The following is an 18,856-nucleotide window of genomic DNA, read 5'->3' as shown; positions in this document are numbered from 1 at the left end:
TTTGATGAATAACAATATTGGATAATGATTTCTCAAAATACCTTCTCCAATCGGGAAGTTGAATAACAATGCTAAATAGCCCAAAAATAAAAATCGTTGTTCCTAACATTGACACAAAGTCACTAATAGAAATCCCACAAAAGTGTATTTTAGACAAATGTATCGATATCAGAATCATAATGATTCCTAATAGGATGAATATCAAACCTGATATAAAAGGTTTTTTTAAATAATTTTTAATTTGCATTATGGCTTATCTTATTAATAATAATTTGGAGTTCAAAAGTAATAATTCATAAACGTAAAGATATTATACAGGTATTATTTCAATATGTTTCAAAAATCTTTAAGTAAGATAGTGCATACTTTATACCCCAAAATATTTTTAATAATGTTTTTTAATTAGAGGGCAAAGAAAATGTCTACTCTACGTTCCAGTTGTTAGTGTATGTATTTTCTCCACTTGTCCAGCAGATCGAACAATTCATTGATCATATTTGCAGTCATGCGATAAAAATATTGAAGTTGTGCGAAAAAAAGAAGCAAAAAGAAGGAAACAAAGAAATACTTCATAGGGGAATGGGGTGAAGAAGAGGGAGAGATTTGGTTAAGGTTATAGGGTCCATGCCAATGATTATAACTTAGCTTTAAATATACTCCCCAAAATAGCCATGGCTTTATTGAAGAGAAGAAATTAATGATCTGAGTGAATCTTCAATTCTTTTGTCGATTATATATTTATTTCTTTTTACCTTTATATGTCTGAGCATAAAACCTTTGAATTAAACTAATAACTCGAAAATATGTTTTGGTTTATTACTCTTGCAAGCTCATTATTTGTAGCAACGGTTACTATATCTTTTCTTATACTTTATAACCGTAAAAGTGAACCCAAAAAGAAAAATTTAAGCCTCACAGTATTGAGTATTGTAATTACAACAATATTTACTGCCGTGGCTATTATTTTCGCATATCAGCAATACCAGATCAATGAAACCCTTCAGGAAATCCAGCAACAGGAAATCACATACAGAAAGGATTACAATCAAAAATCCCTGAAAATGACCTTTGATGACATTTTCCATCACTATCATAAATTTTATGATGTTGAGCTTTACAGGAAGGCCGATGCTGAAGGAATGGGAAAATACTTAAATGAATTCAGGCGAATGTTTGAAAAAGAAACAATGAATCCGGAGTTGCTTGCCAATGATTCTCTCAGTGATTTGTGGTTTGAAGCTATAAATATTTGCAGACTTCATACATGGCCGAGCGGCTTACCAGAAACAGACAAATTAAACCGTGAATTTTTTTCGGGAGCAACCACTACTTTGGGAAGGATCATTAATGAAATATATTGGATGCTAAATCCTGAAGCATATAAAGCTGCTATAGAAGATGTTGAAAGAAGAAAAAAGGAGGAACAATCAAACGACTCACTGAACAATCTAAAAAAAACAATGCAGGGAGATACAGGCAATAATTGATTTTCAATTGTTGTTTACCAGGTATACTTTTTTAGGTCAGGTTTAAATAATAAGGTGCTCCATCAATTTATTTCGGAGAATAAAATCAAATAATCTAGTGATCACGGAGACAACGAAGAGACCTATTATATATTATATCTTCCCCACGGTAGACACTATTACTATCGAAATTCAATTTCCGATAATATGGCATGTCGTGGTCTTTAGTGTTCTTCGTAGAAGACCAAAAGTGAGCGTTGTAACCTATATCGTCGAAATCGCTACTAGAGTGGTAACCGCCAGGCAACGCGGAAAAACCATAGTCATCTGTCCCATTTCCAGGATTAATCCAGCCACTTTGTGATTTTATTTTTTTTCCGGGATCGCTTCCTGCGAAATCAACCAGTATCTGCCATTCCTGATCCGACGGCAGATGCCAGCCCGCCGGACATGCCATTAAAGCAACATTCCAATCGTAAAGTCTTCCGTACTTTTCACAATGCTTAGCATTGTTTTCATAACACCAACTATTACCAGTCTCGTAATTCAAATTTTCACCCATCCAAACCTGGTTTCCGATCTTCACCCAACGGTACTGCTGACCATCCCTTGAGTCAGTAAAAACACCAAAACCTGATGGTTTAGCCACAATTCTGAATTTCACCTGTCCCTCAAGCTTTTCCCTTTCGGAGAGGACATCCCAGGATATTTTCTTTCCAGCACCGGGCCGGGTATTATCTCCTACAGAACCGCTGACTTTTTGAAGCGGATCCCCCCAGGTTTTACCTCCGTCGGTACTGCAATACACACTTATATTATAATCGTTCTGCGTATCTCCGTTAAGATCGTAGTAAATGTTAATATTCTTTCCTTCCTGCGTAAACCGCACGTTTCTGATTTCCTGGGAGAAGAGTATACCCGGAAACATCAATAAACCCCATAGAATTAATTTAATTTTCATAAAGCTCCTATTTTAACTTCCATGAACTCCAGCTGCTTTCAACTACAGGACTGACCCTTACCACCGGATCCTGCTCCTTGCCGTTTATCCGTAGTGATTCGACTGAGACTTTAATCTTCAGATAATCCGCCATTTCTCCGTAAGTCAGGTCTCCTCCGGTTTCCTGTAGTTTTTTTAAGAGGAAATAGGTGAACATCCCATGCTGCTCATTATCATAGGGAAGGGCGGATTGCTCATTGGTAGTTGCTGAGAAAACCACCATATTCCCGCTTACCAGTTCTTCCTTTGCTTTAACCTTAACCGCTCTTGCAGCCAGCAGACCGGAGTTTCTTCCTCCTCCTGAAAAGCAGGCATCCAGGAAAACCGTCACTCTCTTTGCCCCGGTATTACCAAATTTCGAATACACATCACTTAATCTGATAGCTGAGGACAAATTGGTAGCATCCACATCCACCGGTATTAGATAGGGGATCCGGGTGTTTTCATCAGGAAGTCCATGCCCTGCATAATAAAAGATAAGCTCAGTCTGGGAACCCAGGCGTTTCATTAATTCCGAAACCTTGTCAATCTCCCTTCGCATTTCACCGGATGTTGCATTGATAAGATAAAAAGTATTGATCTCCTCAACACCCAATACACTGTTAGCATAGCGTTTAAAGATCTCGGCATCATTGCGGGCATACTTTACATTAATTTCCGCATTCAGGTTTCCTGAATAATCTTCATTGCCAATAATCAAAGCAATGCGGTGAGGATTCTTTTGTCCGCCCACCGGAATATTTTTATCCACACCTGAGCTTAGGGAAGCCAAGACAATGGCTTTGGGATCTTCCTTTTGTCCTGCCACAACCAGTTTATGATCCGAAACGGTCTGGTTCATTGCCAGGGAGATTTTTTTATCTTCGGCATATTTGCGGTAACTTTCCGAAAGATCATAGTTCAGGTTGATCTGAGCGGGCTGATAGTTGTTATTAGCTACAAAGCTGTATTCCAGCAGGCGTTGTTCCCCGGGATCCAGTCGTTCAATGGTAACGATTTCGTTACCCGACAAGCAAAACATATCACCGGGAACCGGCACGCTTACAACTATGTTTTCCGCTCTACCATGCCCTATATTCTGAACCAGTAATTGTACCTCAAAGGGTCTTCTTTTTTGTATGGTTGTTCCCTGCTGACTGCTAACCTTATAATCCACCACTTTCACCATCGGTGGTGCAAAGGCACGGGTCTCTACCTCCAGATAAAAAGGATCGGAGCCGAATCCATTCAGTTCATCTATGACGAGCGAAAAACTGGCTTTGCCATCAACGGTGCCAAGCGTGGAACTGATCGGAACCTTTATGGATTTTATCTTTCCCGGATCGAGAGTGCCGAGTTTTGTTGATTTGTCAAAAGTCAACCCCGGAGTGGCGTTCGTTTCCGAAATGTTTAACACCATGTTTAAGCCGGGCCCCATTCCGGTGTTCTTCAGTGTAAATTCAAGATAAGATTGTTCATTCGCATTAATAGCACCATTGGCATTATCGTCAATGAACTTGAGTGATCCGGGAACAATCTCCAGAAAAGGAGGCTTGGGAGGATCCTTTGTGATACTCACAAATGCAGATTCGCTTTCTCCTGATATCTCAACCTGGGCATATAAGCCCATTGAAGAAAATACTAAGATGAACAGTACGATCTTTTTCATCATAAGAAAATTTCATTTTCAATGGTATGATGGAACCCACATGTTTTTGATTTTATTACTCTTTTGTTTGTTTTTAGGAAACAAGTGGGTTTCATGACATAAAGGATATTTTTGAATGCAGAAAGATATGAAAAAAACTTTAAATATCTCTATTTCTAATACACAAGACTGAATTTGGTTTGTGCAGGATAAAACTTAGCAGGATGAAGGTTGAAGGAGGCAGGTTACCACTTTTATCATCCTTCTTAGTAAACCCATACAACATATTAGTTTTCAAGGTTTTAACATTCTTTCAGCAATTTTCAATCCCCACAAACATCCAACAGATGATCTTTAGATAGCTTTCCCATCGTTATAAAAGTTACTCCATCCCGCAGGACTTCATCCCTTGGCTCAACTTTATTAAACAATAATTTAATAAAGAAATATTTAGGTCTAAAACTTTCTTATCGGTCTTACAAAAAACTTAGTGTTTTTATCATCTCTGATTTTTTTTCCATCTTTGATGAAGTTGATGCCCCAACTTCTATCCTTTATCTTTGGATCTTCCGTTGAACTCCAATAACATCCACCTGAGAAATTACCAATTTTCGCCTGGCTTCTATATAACTTCTCAAGTTCATTTATTGATGGTAAATACCAATCGTCAAACCCTGACAAGATTAAGTCACTGCACATAGCTGCTGCTCCATTTTTATTGTTGCAATTTTTAGCGATAATAGTTGAATTTACAGCCCCATCATTAAGATCAAAAGCACCTAACTGTTTATTGCAACCCCACTTATATCGATCATTAAGATCATTCTCAGCAGCTATAAGGCCATGCTCCCCTGAATCGTCTATATAAAAAATTATTCCACCATTAAAAGGATCTCCAATTTCATATTGTAACTTTTTTGTTGACGAAAATGACTTATCTTTTTCATTTGTTGACAATTCTGATTTGGGATTTATGATATTAGTAAGCACTTGAGTTATGCATAAAGGGATATATTTTTGTTGTTTTTCACTTGAATACTCTATGCCTATAAAATACCTGCCATTATTCCAATCTATTCCAAAATAATCCCCTTTTTCAGCAGTGCCATGACCTAAATTAAATTCTACTATACCAGCCGAGTCAGTACTTTGTTTTTGAATTTCTTGGAAAACAATCGTACCTTTTGTATTATTTTCGATAATTCTTATCCTAATAGATACTAATTCATCAATTAAAGGATTGCCATTCTTATCATATAAAACCGCAAGATAATTAGCAGGTTGTTGAGCATAAAGGTTAACAATATTAAATCCGCATAAACTCAATAAAAGGATAAGCATAAAAAGCATACCCCTATTTTTAAATCTTAGTTTTTCTTTTTCTTTCATTGTTTAACTTATTTTTGGTAGGTATTAAAACATGTTTATTCAACTAAGAGTCCAAATATATTAATATAAATACAAAATGGATACCTTTTTATATAAACGACCATAGTTTATGATATTTTTACATATTATTGTCCAACCCTCCACCCCCTCCAAACATCCACAATATTAAACCCCGCCTTTACTACCGGGTCCTGTTCCTTTTGATTCATTCGCAGCGAGTTCATGGATACATTTTTACTTACCTGATCAAATAATTCCCCGTAGGTGACATTTCCCTGCGTTTCCTGCAATTCTTTAAGCAAATAATAGGTAAATATGCCATGATGCTGATCGTTCAATGACAGAGCCGATTGAGCTTCATTGGTTGCAGAAAACATCAAAACATTAGAAGGAAGGATGTCCTGTTTGGGGACAACTTTCACTCCTCTTGCAGCAATAAGTCCCTCGCTTCTGCTACCACCGGAAAAACAGGCATCTACAAACAGGATGACCTTTTGAGCACCGGAGGCACTTAGCTTGCTGATGAGGTCTGGGAGCCTAAGTGCAGATGATAGATCGGTGCCTGTGACATCAACCGGAATAATATAGGGTTCTCTGGTAACCTCATCCGGTAAACCATGACCGGCATAGTAAAAAATAATTTCTGAATAGCCTTCAGTGGTAATGGCTTTTTCAGCCATTTTGGCAATTACATTGACCTTTTGGTTCATCTCACCGGCTGTGGCATCCAATAACAGGAAAATATTCTCCCTGGGAATACCAAATACTTTGTTTGCATATTCCATGAATATCCGGGCATCATTTTTAGCAAAACCAACATTGGCCTCGGTATTAAGGTCATGCTGGTATTTCGAATAATCCTCATTACCTATAACCAGGGCAAATTTATTGGGATATGCTATGCCGGACACCGGTATGTTCCTGTCAACATGGGAAGACAATGAAATGTCCCGTATAACTTCACCCGTAGCATACACAGGACTGATCTCAACAAGCCGCCTTGCGATCATCCGTTGATCCAGGGCTACACTCAGGACTGTATCGTACACCTGTGCGTTTTCATGGTTAAATATGGAAACATTGATCGGGATACCTGGATGATCGTATTTTCTAGTAATGGTAAATAAAAAATCTACGATCTGGCCTCCACCCGGCTGCAATATATCAAGTGGAATGAATTCTCCTTCACTTATATCCAGGGAACGGCATTCAGGGTTTTGAAAGGAAAACCGCACTTTATGACCCGTGGCTTTACCCTTACCATTGTTTTTAATTACAACTTCCAGATGTATCGGATAGTTCATCTTTATTTTTTCACCATCATCGGTGCTGAACTTGTATTCAGCAATTACCGGGTCCGGTGGCTGATATTCGAGGGTTTCTATCTTCATTGCCAGGGGAAAGGCATCAAAACCATTTCCCTCATTAACATCTATTCTGAACTCAAGAATGGATGATTCAAGATCTTTGCTTGCATTTACAGGAATTGTTATGGTCCTGGATACTCCAGGAGGTATACTTCCTGCCGAATGTTTTTTGTTATAATAAAGTCCTTTTACCTCTTTATTGGCATTGGCCAGCACTTCTACATCCAAAGCATCCCCTTTGCCAATATTTTGTATGTCAAATTGTATAAATGTTTTTTCTCCCGCATTGATGATGTTGTTACTATCAGCATCCAGAAAACGTTCATTCAGTATCACCAAATCCGGTAAACGATCCGATGCAATGAAGCCTGATTTAGCCAGAGCAGGAATGGTCATTGTCATATTCACCGGTACCGAAAATGGAGGATGAATGTTTTTCGTTTGATTTTCTTTTAGTTCACAGAGGAAAGGTTGGATGGCAATCTGGATATCCCTTGATTGGTCCAAATTACTAATTGTAAAGCTACGTGTATTTTTAGCTTTAACTCCCAAAACCGAAGATGATAATCCCGACTTAGTTTTCGCGGCATTTGAAGGGATTGCTACTATATTAAAATCAAGACATTTTTTTTCTTCTTCAATAGTCCTGCTTTTTTTATCCAACCATTTTAAATCTGCGGTCAATAAATAAACAGCATCACTTTGCTTTTGCAGTGAATAGGTAACCTCACAAAAAACATCAGGATCATCAAATCCAATGAGCTGCATGGATTCCTGGGAGCACAAATTATTATGGAATGCCAGTACGAATGTTAAAATTAAAAGAGGTATATATCCTGAGAATCGTTTCATCTTTTTAAAGCTATTTAATTCCAAATCTTAATCCTGCATATATTGTAAAAGAATTCATCTTTACCTGATCCCTGGAAAGAATGAGGCTGTTATATTCCCGTGCTTTTGTTGAAAGATAATAAGTATCCTCTTCAATGATGTTGGTGAATCCAATCTCGTAGGAAGCATTTACTATAAAATATATTTTATTGAGATAGATGGGAGTTACGATTCCTGCAGAAAACTCACCGGAAAGGGAGTAATCTTTAAAACCAGGCTCAATCTCCTGATCAAAAGCGTGATTCGTCATAAATCCAAGTTCAGGAATATCATAAAGCACCGCATGGTACTGCGGATAATATCCCTCCTGTGTGGAAATCCCTGAAATATTGGAACCGGAAGAAGCATATATGCAATAGTTCAAACCGGCACCAATGAATGGAGAGACTTTTCGTTCATGCATAAAAACGTATTGGAGCTTGATTGGGATCTTGTAGTATTTTAAGTTTAATTCCTCTTTTATATCACTGGCCTCAGTATAAAGATAATAGCTTTCACTATCTTTATCTACCGACTTTACAGGCTCCTGGTTGAGATAATTCGAAGTAATTGAAGTTTTATAGGAAGCAAAGATCAACCCCGTCTTTACACTTAACTGGTCCACAATCCTGAAGCCCAGTTCCAGCCCATAGTTGAATGTTGTTTTATCCTTACTGGAATATCCCTCCAATGGATAATCCACAACGGAGTTCCCCATATTAAAGCTTCCAAATGAAGGACCTGCCAGGAAATCAATGAAAAACAAAGGATCAGAAATGATCTCAATAGCACTGATCTTCCATTTTCCGTCTTTATTTAAAACCAAGGTTATCATTTCATTTATGGTTCTCCGGAAAGGCTGTTTTAGGTCATAGTAACCGAATATTTCTTTGGAATACCTGATTTTCAAAACCTTTACATTTTCATCAGCCTTTTCCTTAATAATCACCGGGTCATTAAACATTACGTTTAATCCCAGCTGGAAATGTTCTGAAAGATAATTGATGTATTCTTTCAAAACAATGGGAGTGCTCTTTCCTGGGTTGCAATCATTCCGGATTATGATATTATCTGCAAACAATTCGCCTATTGCAGAATAATCAGGCTTAGCATCCTTTACATATTCCTTATGATTATAAAAATTGCTATAGGAAATAAGTAAGTCTTTGATGGCTTTATCTGCTGCCAGTGCATCAAATGGAAGGTTCGCCTGTGAAAAACCAAGCAGGGACGTAAGAATAAAAACGATAGTTATGTTGATTCTTTTCATACCGGTCAATTAAAGCACTAATAAACAATCACTTTTTTAGCCATTCTTTGGTTAGAACCTATGAACTCTGCTATAAATACACCTTTTTTACCTACAAAGAAATTATGCCTGATTATCTTGTTAGCCATCTCACTTGAGATTATAATTTCTTCCAGAATCTTTCCGTTCAAATCAACAATCCGGATCTGTGCTTCCTCATTCGCCACTATCAAATCGTAAGAAACCGATACATAGAACTCACCGGTACTTGGATTGGGCCAGATATCAAAAGCACTTTTTGCTGACCGTTCAAAAATATTTGACTTTGCAGAACAGCCTTCATCATTGGTAACATTCACATAATATTGGCCTAATTCAAGTCCCTGGGCACCGGGATAATAGAATTGTTTTGTTTCACCATCCAGGATAGCATCATTGAAAAACCACTGGTAAGAATAACCGGAATCGACACAAATTATCATATAAGGGGGATTGCCTTTCCCGACAATGTTAGCCGGAGGAGAAGGCTTTACCATAATTTCGATTGAATCACTCCGGAAATTCAGTAAAGCATCGGTTACCGAGACAATGTAAATAGTGTTCACTCCCGGCATGACTGAAATTTCGCTTGATGTACCTGTAATGCCGGGTGGGTCTGATGTCCAATTAAAATCAAAGGGAGGAGACCCACCGGAGGGAAGGCATTGGAGTAAAATATTTTCACCCTGGCATATTGTGTCATTTCCTGTATTTTCAATCACTAAAGACAATATCCCGGTACTTTCAAACACCGCTACCATATTTACTGACTCAGAAACCATGAAAGAGTATTCCTGAGAAGAAGAGACAAATGTTCCTCCAACCTGCCATTCAATAAACTGCCAGCCCTGATTTGCATTAGCCATTACCGTGGCATAATCACCGTAATAATAACTGCTGTCACCCAGTACCATCCCACCTTCCTGAGGCTGAGCAGTCACACTGACATCAAATTTCTGGTCCTCCTGAAAGATCCCATCAATGGTTCTATCAGCCCTTATTGTAATCGTCAATGACTGTAAATCTGACAAAACCGTATCCGCTTCCTTCCAATTAACAAAAGACCAATGCTCATTCGGGTATGCTGAAATTTCAACCTGGTCATCATAGTAATACGTCCCTTCTCCAACAGTATTACCACCATCAGGGGGAACGGAATTAAGAGATAAATCGTAAGACAGTTGGTTAAAATTAGCTTCGATAACTCTATCTGAGTTTATCTGGAAGGTATATACTGTATCTGAAGAAATTACCGTACTGTTCTCAGTCCAGTTTACAAATTCCCAGCCATCATTCGGACGTGCTTTGATGGAAACATTACTCCCGGCCGTATAATTCCCGGAACCAATTGTAATGCCTCCGGAATCAGGATTCGGGGTAAGCAAAACATTATATATCAATTCCTGTGTAAAATGGGCTACAAGAGTTCTGGAACCGGTAACATAAAAGGTATACAATTCATCAGAAGAAACAATGACAGCATTTTCTGTCCAGTTAAGGAAATTCCAGTCCGGTTCCGGCGTGGCTTCAACTGTTACCTCATCATTATAGTAATATGTTCCATCACCCGTAGTAGAACCTCCGGTCAGAGGATCTGCCGAGGTAGTTATGCTGTAGGTAAGTTGCTCAAAATGGGCATAAAATGTACGATCTGAATTAACTGTAAATGTATATTCGTGTTGGGTTGTAACTATTGTATCGGCCTCTTTCCAGTGTATAAATTGATATCCGGGATTTTCAGTTGCATAAATGGTAATGTCCTGACCCTGGATGTATGTCCCATTTCCAAAAGTGGCTCCTCCTGAAGGAGGAATAGAATTAGTTTGAATAGTGTATGAATTAAATAAATCATTGTAGATACATCTCAAAGAGAATCCCAGTGCCTTAGTATCATCCCCTCGCATTACATCATTATCAACATTAGCCATTTGCCTGTTGTAGGCCTTAGATGCACCTGATTGTAATGATGACCAATAATATGCTTTATCCTTGATTTCAACAAATGTTCCACTTACCTGGCGATGACCGTTTCCAAAAGCAGAAAAACCACTTTCATTCGTAGCACCTGTATTAGGAGGATTCCAATGATATGTGCCTGTTTCTTTTAATTTTCCTCCAGCTTCAAATGATCCTCCATTATAATCTACTAATATAAGCCATTCCCAGTCAGTTGGAACATGCCATCCTGATGGGCAAATTCCTTGCACACCTGTATCCGCGGCATAACTCATTAGTTCATCCCACTGATAAAGTCCTCCATATCTAGTACAATTGTCTTCAGAATCTTCAAAACAATATTTTTCAATTGTCCCATTGTTGGTTTGTCCTTCAGAACCTGGAATCATTTCACCAGCATTTAAATTTTCCTTAATCCAGCATTGCTTACCAATTAATACAGTATTATAGGTTTGTCCATAATAATCTAAAGACGGAATTCCCGGACAGGTATCATAATCAGGATATACGATTATATAATTGGCTTTTGTGAGTGTATCAAAGTCTGGCCCTCTTTTTATTTTAAAAAAAACAGAATAATACCCAGGATTTTCATAAGTAAAGGAGGGATTTTGCTCATAACTGTCAATTATTCCATCGTTTTGGAAGTCCCATTCCCATCCATCTGGATATCCTTCTGATAAATCGGTAAACTGAACTGAAAGAGGATGTAGGCCATAGTTGGAGCTGACCTTAAATTCACTTTTTAGTGGAGGCAAAGAAATTGTATCTTTTATACATCTGAGGCTAAATCCAAAAGATTTAAAATACTCACTCCGATAAATATCATCATGTAGGTAACTCATTGCTCTTCTCCAAGCCTCATCTGAACTAAAATTGGAAGATGACCAGGAGTAATTGAAATTACCTAAGGCACCAAATGTTCCATCATCTTCTCTATATCCTCCAGGTAATCCTGAGAAACCATACAGATCTATTCCGTTCCCCATGTCATTCCATCCATAATACGATTTTAGGTTCTTACCGGCATCATATCCACGATAACCTATATTATTCCATACTGGATCCCCTATCCCGTATTGACTATCTGCGAAACCTTCTAGGACTTTCCATTCCGAATCAGTTGGAATATGCCAGCCGTCAGGACAAATTCCCTGTATAGCAGAGTCATTAGTATATTGCATCATTTCATTCCATTGATATAAACCTCCATATTCATTACAATACGTTTCTTGATTATCATAGCAATACTTTTCGATGACGCTATTGTTGGTTTGGTTCTGGTTCCCATTTATTCTAGTTCCTATATTTAAATTCTCTTTCATCCAACATTGATTCCCAATAAGCACAGTATTGTATGTTTGTCCTCCATAGGAAAAATTTTCAATTCCAGGACAAGGCTGCGGTCCTTTAACAAAAGAATTCTCATTTGAAAACTCAGAAGATTCATATCCATTATCTATAGTTTGGACACTCCAGTAATAAGTTCCATCTGGTAGAGATTCTATAAACCATGCAGTATCATTGATCATTCCCCTTTTTGAAATAAGTCTTTCACCTGATGACAATTCTGCCATGGGTGATCTGATGTCAATTCCATTCGGTGAAGATCCAATTCTGACATTATAATTAAGCCCATTTACCCCTGTCTCAATATCATTGCCTTTGTTCCAGCTAAGTCTGACGCTTCCGTTATCTAACACACAAGACAATGATGAGGGAGCTTCAGGTAAAGAGTTAAATATTGAACCGTCATTTCTATAAATTAACAAGTAAGGAATCCCGCCTCCGTTATCTCCTGAATGCCCATTGATTAATATATCCAGATCATGGTCGTTATCATAATCACCCCACGATATTCTACCACTGCATAATCCAGCTATGGATGTGGATTCATAGACAAAATTGCCAGAACCATCATTTCTATATAATTTCGTAATTGGGTTTGTTCCTGAAAAGCTGTCATCACCACAAACGATAATATCAATGAAGCCATCATTATTATAATCACCCCAGGAGATGTATGCATAATCTACTCCAACGATTGGTGTAGTTATCTCAGTAAAAATATCATTTCCATCATTCCTAAATAATCCAGAAATAAGTTGACCAGTGCTGTTAGAACCAACTATTAGAATATCTAAATCTCCTTCATTATCATAATCAGCCCATGTGACAACTCCGTCCGATACTCCAGGAAAATTAAAGCCAATATTTGTAAAAATACCACCTGAATTATTATAGACAATTGTATGTTTTGCATATACTTGATCCACACCAGAAATAATTAAATCCAAGTCTCCATCATTATCATAATCTCCCCAGTTTACACTGGATGCAAATAAACCAGTTATATTTGTTGATACTTCTGTAAAAATATCATTGCCATCATTTCTATATAACTTGGTTAAGTGTATTCCTCCAGATTCCGTGTCCATCCCAATTAAAATAAGATCCAAATCACCATCATTATCATAATCACCCCATTTACATCTTGCATATCCGCCCATTCCCTGGATATTTGCCCCTATATCAGTAAAGTTAAAGCTACCCTGGTTTTTATAGATAATGGAGGTGTCCCTATTTGCCATGTGATTGCCAACTATAACAATATCAATATCTCCATCATTATCATAATCACCACAATCCAGGCTGCCACTGCTAACCCCTATTAAACCTGTGCTCATCAAGCTAAATGTATTATTATAGTTCATATAAACGGCGGTGGTGCATTGGGTTCCATTTATATTCCCCGTAATTATCAGATCCAAATCCCCATCATTATCAAAATCAGCCCACTGACTAGCTCCATTGTAGGTACCTATTAATCCGGCATTAATATCAACAAATGTGGGATCCAGGAACTGTGGTTCCATTAAATCATTACTATGAATTTCCTGGCTAACGGCAACGAGGGGGAAATAAGTCAAAAAGATGACACCAACTAACAATATGTTAATGACTTTTGCGAACATAGGTAGATTTGGATTAAAAAATTAAACCGCAATTTAACGTAAGGTTTTGTCTTATGCAAGAAAAATCAATATAAATTAGTAGAATTACTTAATCCTTAAAACTTCGAAATCGATCAAAGGCAACGCTCATCTGCAAAGGCCTCGTGCCTTTAGGAAAAATTAAAAGAAGTTCATGGATATTGAGGGTAGATTTATTGAAAGTGAATGCTATCAATTAACACTAATGTCAAAATATCCGCACATGTTTAGCCTAATGTAGAACAAGGCAATTTTCTAAAAGAACTATTAAAAGCATGTTTATCAATGAGTCAGGATAGGCTATTATGAATAAAAACCTGTAACTACAATTGATACAGAGAGTTTAAGAAAGGGTTATAAAACAAGCCAGGTGTAAAGTCCTACCCTTAACAAACAGAGATACATTCATTTAATACCATTGTGCAGAGGGTGCTCCTGGGTGGAAAAATGGTTTTTGCGGACTACCCCCCTTCTTTTCTGATATCATTTAATTATTCTATCAGGTTTCGGATTACTACTGAGCGTTCAAAATGTGGATATGTGATAACTTTTTGGGTATGCAATCTATCAATCATCAGATATGGGATATTTTATTTGAGAAATCAAGTGAACCTGCAGAAAATGAAGCAGATCAAGCATACTAATTAATAAAAACCTTCCTACTAATCTTTTGGTAGTTAGTTGAAACATGGATGATAAATAATCCTGGTGATACATTCTCAAGGTTAAAAGAACATTTATGAGAATTTATCCCCTGAGATAAAACTGACCTGCCACAAATGTCATAAACACTAATGGTTCCAGCTTCATTATAAGCAAGGTTATTAATGGTTAATGTTTTCGTATCAGAATGATAATCAAGTTCAACCTCAGCCTTGTCGGGTTCAATAAGGAGCACAGGATCAGCATAGGCTATATTGGAAAATGCTGTATCATAACCGGTTAATTCTGCCATTGGATTACAGCCTTCCGGATTAACAATAGCAATTTTATAAAGGGATAGAAAAATCGAGGAATTCAGGTCAGTATAGGATGTAAGATTACCCTGTATGGAGTCCAGTAAGGTAAAACTTCCCCAAAGGATACTACGATATATGTAGTATGTCCCGAAATCTATTCCTTCATAACCGCTCCATATCAAGTTCCAGCCGTTCACACCGGCACTTACTGTTAAATGTATAGTTTTGTGGTGGGGACTTAGGCCGGATTCATTATCACATGAATCAATAACCGATATCCTATAGCGGTATGCCTTTTGTTCAGGGTAAGAGTTTAAATCTAAATATGTGCTGAAACTACTGTACGGAATGCTTGCAATACATTCATAAATACCGGATTGGGTGGTTTCACGGTAGATGTTGTAAGATTTGATATTTTCACCCGGTGTCTTATTCCAGATAATCATGTTTTGATTTGCTACTGTCACAAGGCATATTTCTTCTCCTTCATAGGGGGTTATGATTGATACAGTGGTGTAACCATTCATCTGGATCGAACAATTATCAGAACTTCCAAAGACAGTATATATCCCTTCAACTGTCTGATTACCAAAACTGATTTGGGAGCCTGTTCCAGCAATAATATTTCCTGTGGAATTACCATCAATGTACAATTCATACTGGATACCTGCTTCAGAATCATCCAATCCCACATCAACACCTAATCCTCCTTCACAGTATTCTCCGCCTCCGGTTACAGTAAATAATTGCGGAAGAGGGTATACAGTAACTATAGTACTGTCTGACACAGAGTTACAGTTATCTGTCACAGTAACAATATATGTAGTTGTAACTGTTGGAGTTACAACGGGATTCTGAAGCGTTGAGTTGAAACCCGGAGGATTGGAAACCCAGTTGAATATAGGGTCACCTGTGGCATTGATAACGGTTACATTTAACTGACTTGATTCACCTGAACATATTTCCTGTGGATCAGCATATACGGTATCAATTTCAACCGGGGGATAAATGCTTACCATAACACTGTCTGTCACACTGCTATTATCATCCGTAACAGTAACAATATATTCAGTCGTAACAAGCGGGTAAACAACCGGATTTTGCAAGGTAGAGGAGAAACCTGGCGGATCGGATGTCCAGTTAAAAATCGGAATTCCGGCAACATTAATAATAGTAACATTTAATTGGCTTGAATCGCCAGGACATACTGTCTGTGGATCAGCGTAAATGGTATCAATTTCCAGTGATGGCTGGTTAAAGTAATACGCTCCCATATCGTTTCTGGTTCCATCAGGATCATTATATGCGGGATCTGGATTTCCAGTATCAATGCAGGGGGAGCCAATGGTCAAATGGAAATCTCTATTCAGAGGATCTGCAAATAAAGGATCATTGTCAATATTACCAATACCGGCACCAGACCAGCCGTTTTCTATATCAGTATATGAAACAGTCACATTTGCAGAAGACTCTGTGCTTATTTCATTAGGAGAGTTATTCCAAAAAATACAGTTCATGAAAATAGGGCTTGTGTCATCAATATACACACCACCTCCATTGTTTGCAGTGTTTTCAGTAAAAGTGACGTTTTCAAATAGTGGATTAACAGTCTGAAAAATTGCAGCCTCACAGCAGGCCCCACCTCCAAAACTTGCAGAGTTATTATTTATACAAACATCTTTCAAATAGGGTACAGCAGGACCATTCCACCATATCCCCCCACCCTTATGCCCAGAAGTATTTTGTATTATTCGGGTATTTTCAACATATATGGTAGATGGATGATGCACCCAAATACCTCCTCCATCATCTGAAGCATTGTTTTGTTTTATTGTGAGGTTTATCAATAGGGGCGAACAATTACCGTTATGGCAATTTATTCCACCACCATCTTCTGCTGAGTTATTGGAGATAATAGAATTTCTGATCACAGGGGATGAATTTAGGTTGCAGTATATGCCTCCACCATTTAAACTATTTCCGTTAGTAAGAGTAAAACCTGTTATGATTGCAGTAGAATCTTCTCCATTGATAAACAATACGACAGATCCACTTTGGTTCCCATCAATAATCGTCTGGGAAATATAAGAGGTGTCCCCGGTTGTCAGTTCCAGAGAACCCAGTGTAATTCCCTTTCCATTGAAGTTTATGTTCTCATAGTATATTCCCGGCTGCACCAATACAACATCTCCATCTGAAGAAGCATTTATTGCTCCTTGAATTGTGGTATACGGCACCGGAACATGTAAAGTATCCTGACTGAAGTGAATGTTGCATAGAAAGAAAGCAACTATTGAAAAGATTACTGCTCTCATGACTAAAAGGTTTTTATCCAGCCCAATATACAAATTTTTTATACATAACACAAGAAAATTCCTATATATCAACCAATTGGGAAGCATTGAAATCCTGGAAATATGATTTGTCTTGCAATTCGTAAAAATCGAAATGGAATATAATTCCTGGCAGTAATAAAAGGATGAGATCCGTTGAAATTAAAAAGGGTGATTAACAAGAATGGAAATTTGGATGACTTTAGTTTAATAAGATACCTATTCGGATACCCGTTAATTTTTAAACAATATAAAATACTGATTATAAATCTATTTACCTAGTAAGTTCAGGAGCCTCCAGCTCCACATCATTCTTCACAAATCAAAAATCGTTGATCCCTGATCTTCAATCGAAAAGGATTGACGATCAGGGATTAGCGAATAGTGATTTTTGAAGTTTCCGGCAGATTTCTGACTTCAGTGTAGAGCCTGTCCTGACGTCAGGAAGGGTTAATCGTCAATCATCCCCCCAAATTCCCTATCTTTCGCCAATAATTCAACCCAATTCTATATGAGCAATCCGATTCTATCCATCCTTGTTAGAAAAAACACCGGTGAGCTTGTGCCTTTTGAAGAAAAAAAACTACGAAGTGCTCTGCACCGTTCAGGTGCTTCTGATGAAGAGATTGATGACATACTCCGGGAAGTCAGCGATTCCTTGTACGACGGGATCAGTACGCGGAAGATCTATGATATCTCTTACAGGATCCTTGCACGTCGCTCACAGCGGGCTGCGGGTCGCTTTCGTTTAAAAAAGGCCATTCTCGCCCTTGGGCCATCGGGTTATCCTTTTGAGCATTTTGTGGCAAAGCTTTTTGAATACGATGGCTTTCAGACATCCACCGGCCGGCTGATCCAAGGAAGATGCGTGACCCACGAAGTTGATGTTTTGGCCGAAAAACCGGATAAAACCCTTATGGCCGAGTGCAAATACCATCATGTTGAAAGCCGGAAAAATGATGTTAAAACGAGCCTCTACGTCCATTCCCGCTTTGAGGATATTAAAGCGGAATGGATGAACGATCCTTCAAACAAGGGAAAGATCTTTGAGGCTTTTCTCATAACCAATACCCGTTTCACGGAAGATGCCGTGCAATACGCCAAATGCACCGGACTCCATCTCATTTCCTGGGATTATCCCGCCGGCAACAGTCTTAAGGAACGGATCGACCGCAGTGGTTTTCATCCTGTTACCAGTCTGAGATCCCTGCAGAAAAAGGAAATCCAGGCATTGCTGGAAAAAGGTATTGTTTTGTGCAGACAAATCCCTGAAAATCCCGCCATCCTGGAAGAAATAGGCTTATCGACGAGCCGGGCTGGGAAAACACTCAAAGAAGCCGGTGAACTAAGTGGTCGAGTGACTGAGTGATTTATCGTCGAGTGACTGAAGGACTCGGCGAATTTAAGAGCCAAGTGGTCGAGTGACTGAGTGACTCGGCGAATTTAAGAGCCAAGTGGTCGAGTGACTGAGTGACTCGGCGGATTCGTTTCTTTGTTTCTACAAGTCTCATAGTCACTCAGTCACTATGATACTGAGTGATTTATCGTCGAGTGACTGAAGGACTCGGCGGATTTAAGAGCTAAGTGGTCGAGTGACTGAGTGACTCG

9 protein-coding genes are annotated in these 18,856 nt (G+C 38.3%); 2 read left to right on the top strand and 7 right to left on the bottom strand.

The window, feature by feature from the left end:
• Positions 1 to 803 precede the first annotated feature (803 nt).
• On the top strand, positions 804 to 1,487 hold the full coding sequence (locus KKA81_00360; protein MBU2649359.1) for a hypothetical protein: 684 nt from the start codon (positions 804 to 806) through the stop codon (positions 1,485 to 1,487).
• A gap of 94 nt (positions 1,488 to 1,581) precedes the next feature.
• Here the strand turns inward: KKA81_00360 and KKA81_00355 are convergent, their stop codons facing one another.
• The 7 genes from KKA81_00355 to KKA81_00325 form a co-directional block, all read right to left on the bottom strand.
• Positions 1,582 to 2,427, bottom strand: a complete 846-nt coding sequence (locus KKA81_00355) for a fibrobacter succinogenes major paralogous domain-containing protein (protein ID MBU2649358.1) — start codon at positions 2,425 to 2,427, stop codon at positions 1,582 to 1,584.
• A 7-nt stretch (positions 2,428 to 2,434) separates the two neighbouring features.
• Complete coding sequence (locus KKA81_00350; protein MBU2649357.1) at positions 2,435 to 4,114, bottom strand: caspase family protein; 1,680 nt, start codon at positions 4,112 to 4,114, stop codon at positions 2,435 to 2,437.
• 435 nt (positions 4,115 to 4,549) lie between these two features.
• Complete coding sequence (locus tag KKA81_00345) at positions 4,550 to 5,482, bottom strand: DUF1566 domain-containing protein (GenBank protein ID MBU2649356.1); 933 nt, start codon at positions 5,480 to 5,482, stop codon at positions 4,550 to 4,552.
• A 125-nt stretch (positions 5,483 to 5,607) separates the two neighbouring features.
• Positions 5,608 to 7,701, bottom strand: a complete 2,094-nt coding sequence (locus tag KKA81_00340) for a caspase family protein (protein MBU2649355.1) — start codon at positions 7,699 to 7,701, stop codon at positions 5,608 to 5,610.
• A 10-nt stretch (positions 7,702 to 7,711) separates the two neighbouring features.
• Positions 7,712 to 8,989 carry an outer membrane beta-barrel protein gene (locus tag KKA81_00335; protein MBU2649354.1) on the bottom strand — a complete coding sequence of 426 codons (1,278 nt, stop codon included), beginning with the start codon at positions 8,987 to 8,989 and terminating at the stop codon, positions 7,712 to 7,714.
• A gap of 17 nt (positions 8,990 to 9,006) precedes the next feature.
• Entirely contained in the window at positions 9,007 to 13,938 is a 4,932-nt protein-coding gene (locus KKA81_00330; GenBank protein MBU2649353.1) for a VCBS repeat-containing protein, read from the bottom strand.
• Positions 13,939 to 14,596: 658 nt separating this feature from the next.
• Positions 14,597 to 17,263: a T9SS type A sorting domain-containing protein gene (locus KKA81_00325; protein ID MBU2649352.1), complete on the bottom strand. Its 2,667-nt coding sequence runs from the start codon at positions 17,261 to 17,263 to the stop codon at positions 14,597 to 14,599.
• 496 nt (positions 17,264 to 17,759) lie between these two features.
• Between KKA81_00325 and KKA81_00320 the strand changes: the two genes are divergently transcribed.
• Positions 17,760 to 18,617: a restriction endonuclease gene (locus KKA81_00320; protein ID MBU2649351.1), complete on the top strand. Its 858-nt coding sequence runs from the start codon at positions 17,760 to 17,762 to the stop codon at positions 18,615 to 18,617.
• Positions 18,618 to 18,856: the final 239 nt, after the last annotated feature.

It is taken from the genome of Bacteroidota bacterium (genome assembly GCA_018831055.1).
In the GTDB taxonomy this organism is placed as follows: domain Bacteria; phylum Bacteroidota; class Bacteroidia; order Bacteroidales; family B18-G4; genus M55B132.
The sequence above is the reverse complement of the archived record's forward strand: the minus strand, read 5'-3'. Positions and strand labels throughout refer to the sequence as shown.

Bases quoted from the DNA above. Each gene is read 5' to 3' on its own strand.
- KKA81_00360 (MBU2649359.1), top strand. From the start codon at position 804: ATGTTTTGGTTTATTACTCTTGCAAGCTCATTATTTGTAGCAACGGTT.
- KKA81_00355 (MBU2649358.1), bottom strand. From the start codon at position 2,427: ATGAAAATTAAATTAATTCTATGGGGTTTATTGATGTTTCCGGGTATA.
- KKA81_00350 (MBU2649357.1), bottom strand. From the start codon at position 4,114: ATGAAAAAGATCGTACTGTTCATCTTAGTATTTTCTTCAATGGGCTTA.
- KKA81_00345 (MBU2649356.1), bottom strand. From the start codon at position 5,482: ATGAAAGAAAAAGAAAAACTAAGATTTAAAAATAGGGGTATGCTTTTT.
- KKA81_00340 (MBU2649355.1), bottom strand. From the start codon at position 7,701: ATGAAACGATTCTCAGGATATATACCTCTTTTAATTTTAACATTCGTA.
- KKA81_00335 (MBU2649354.1), bottom strand. From the start codon at position 8,989: ATGAAAAGAATCAACATAACTATCGTTTTTATTCTTACGTCCCTGCTT.
- KKA81_00330 (MBU2649353.1), bottom strand. From the start codon at position 13,938: ATGTTCGCAAAAGTCATTAACATATTGTTAGTTGGTGTCATCTTTTTG.
- KKA81_00320 (MBU2649351.1), top strand. From the start codon at position 17,760: ATGAGCAATCCGATTCTATCCATCCTTGTTAGAAAAAACACCGGTGAG.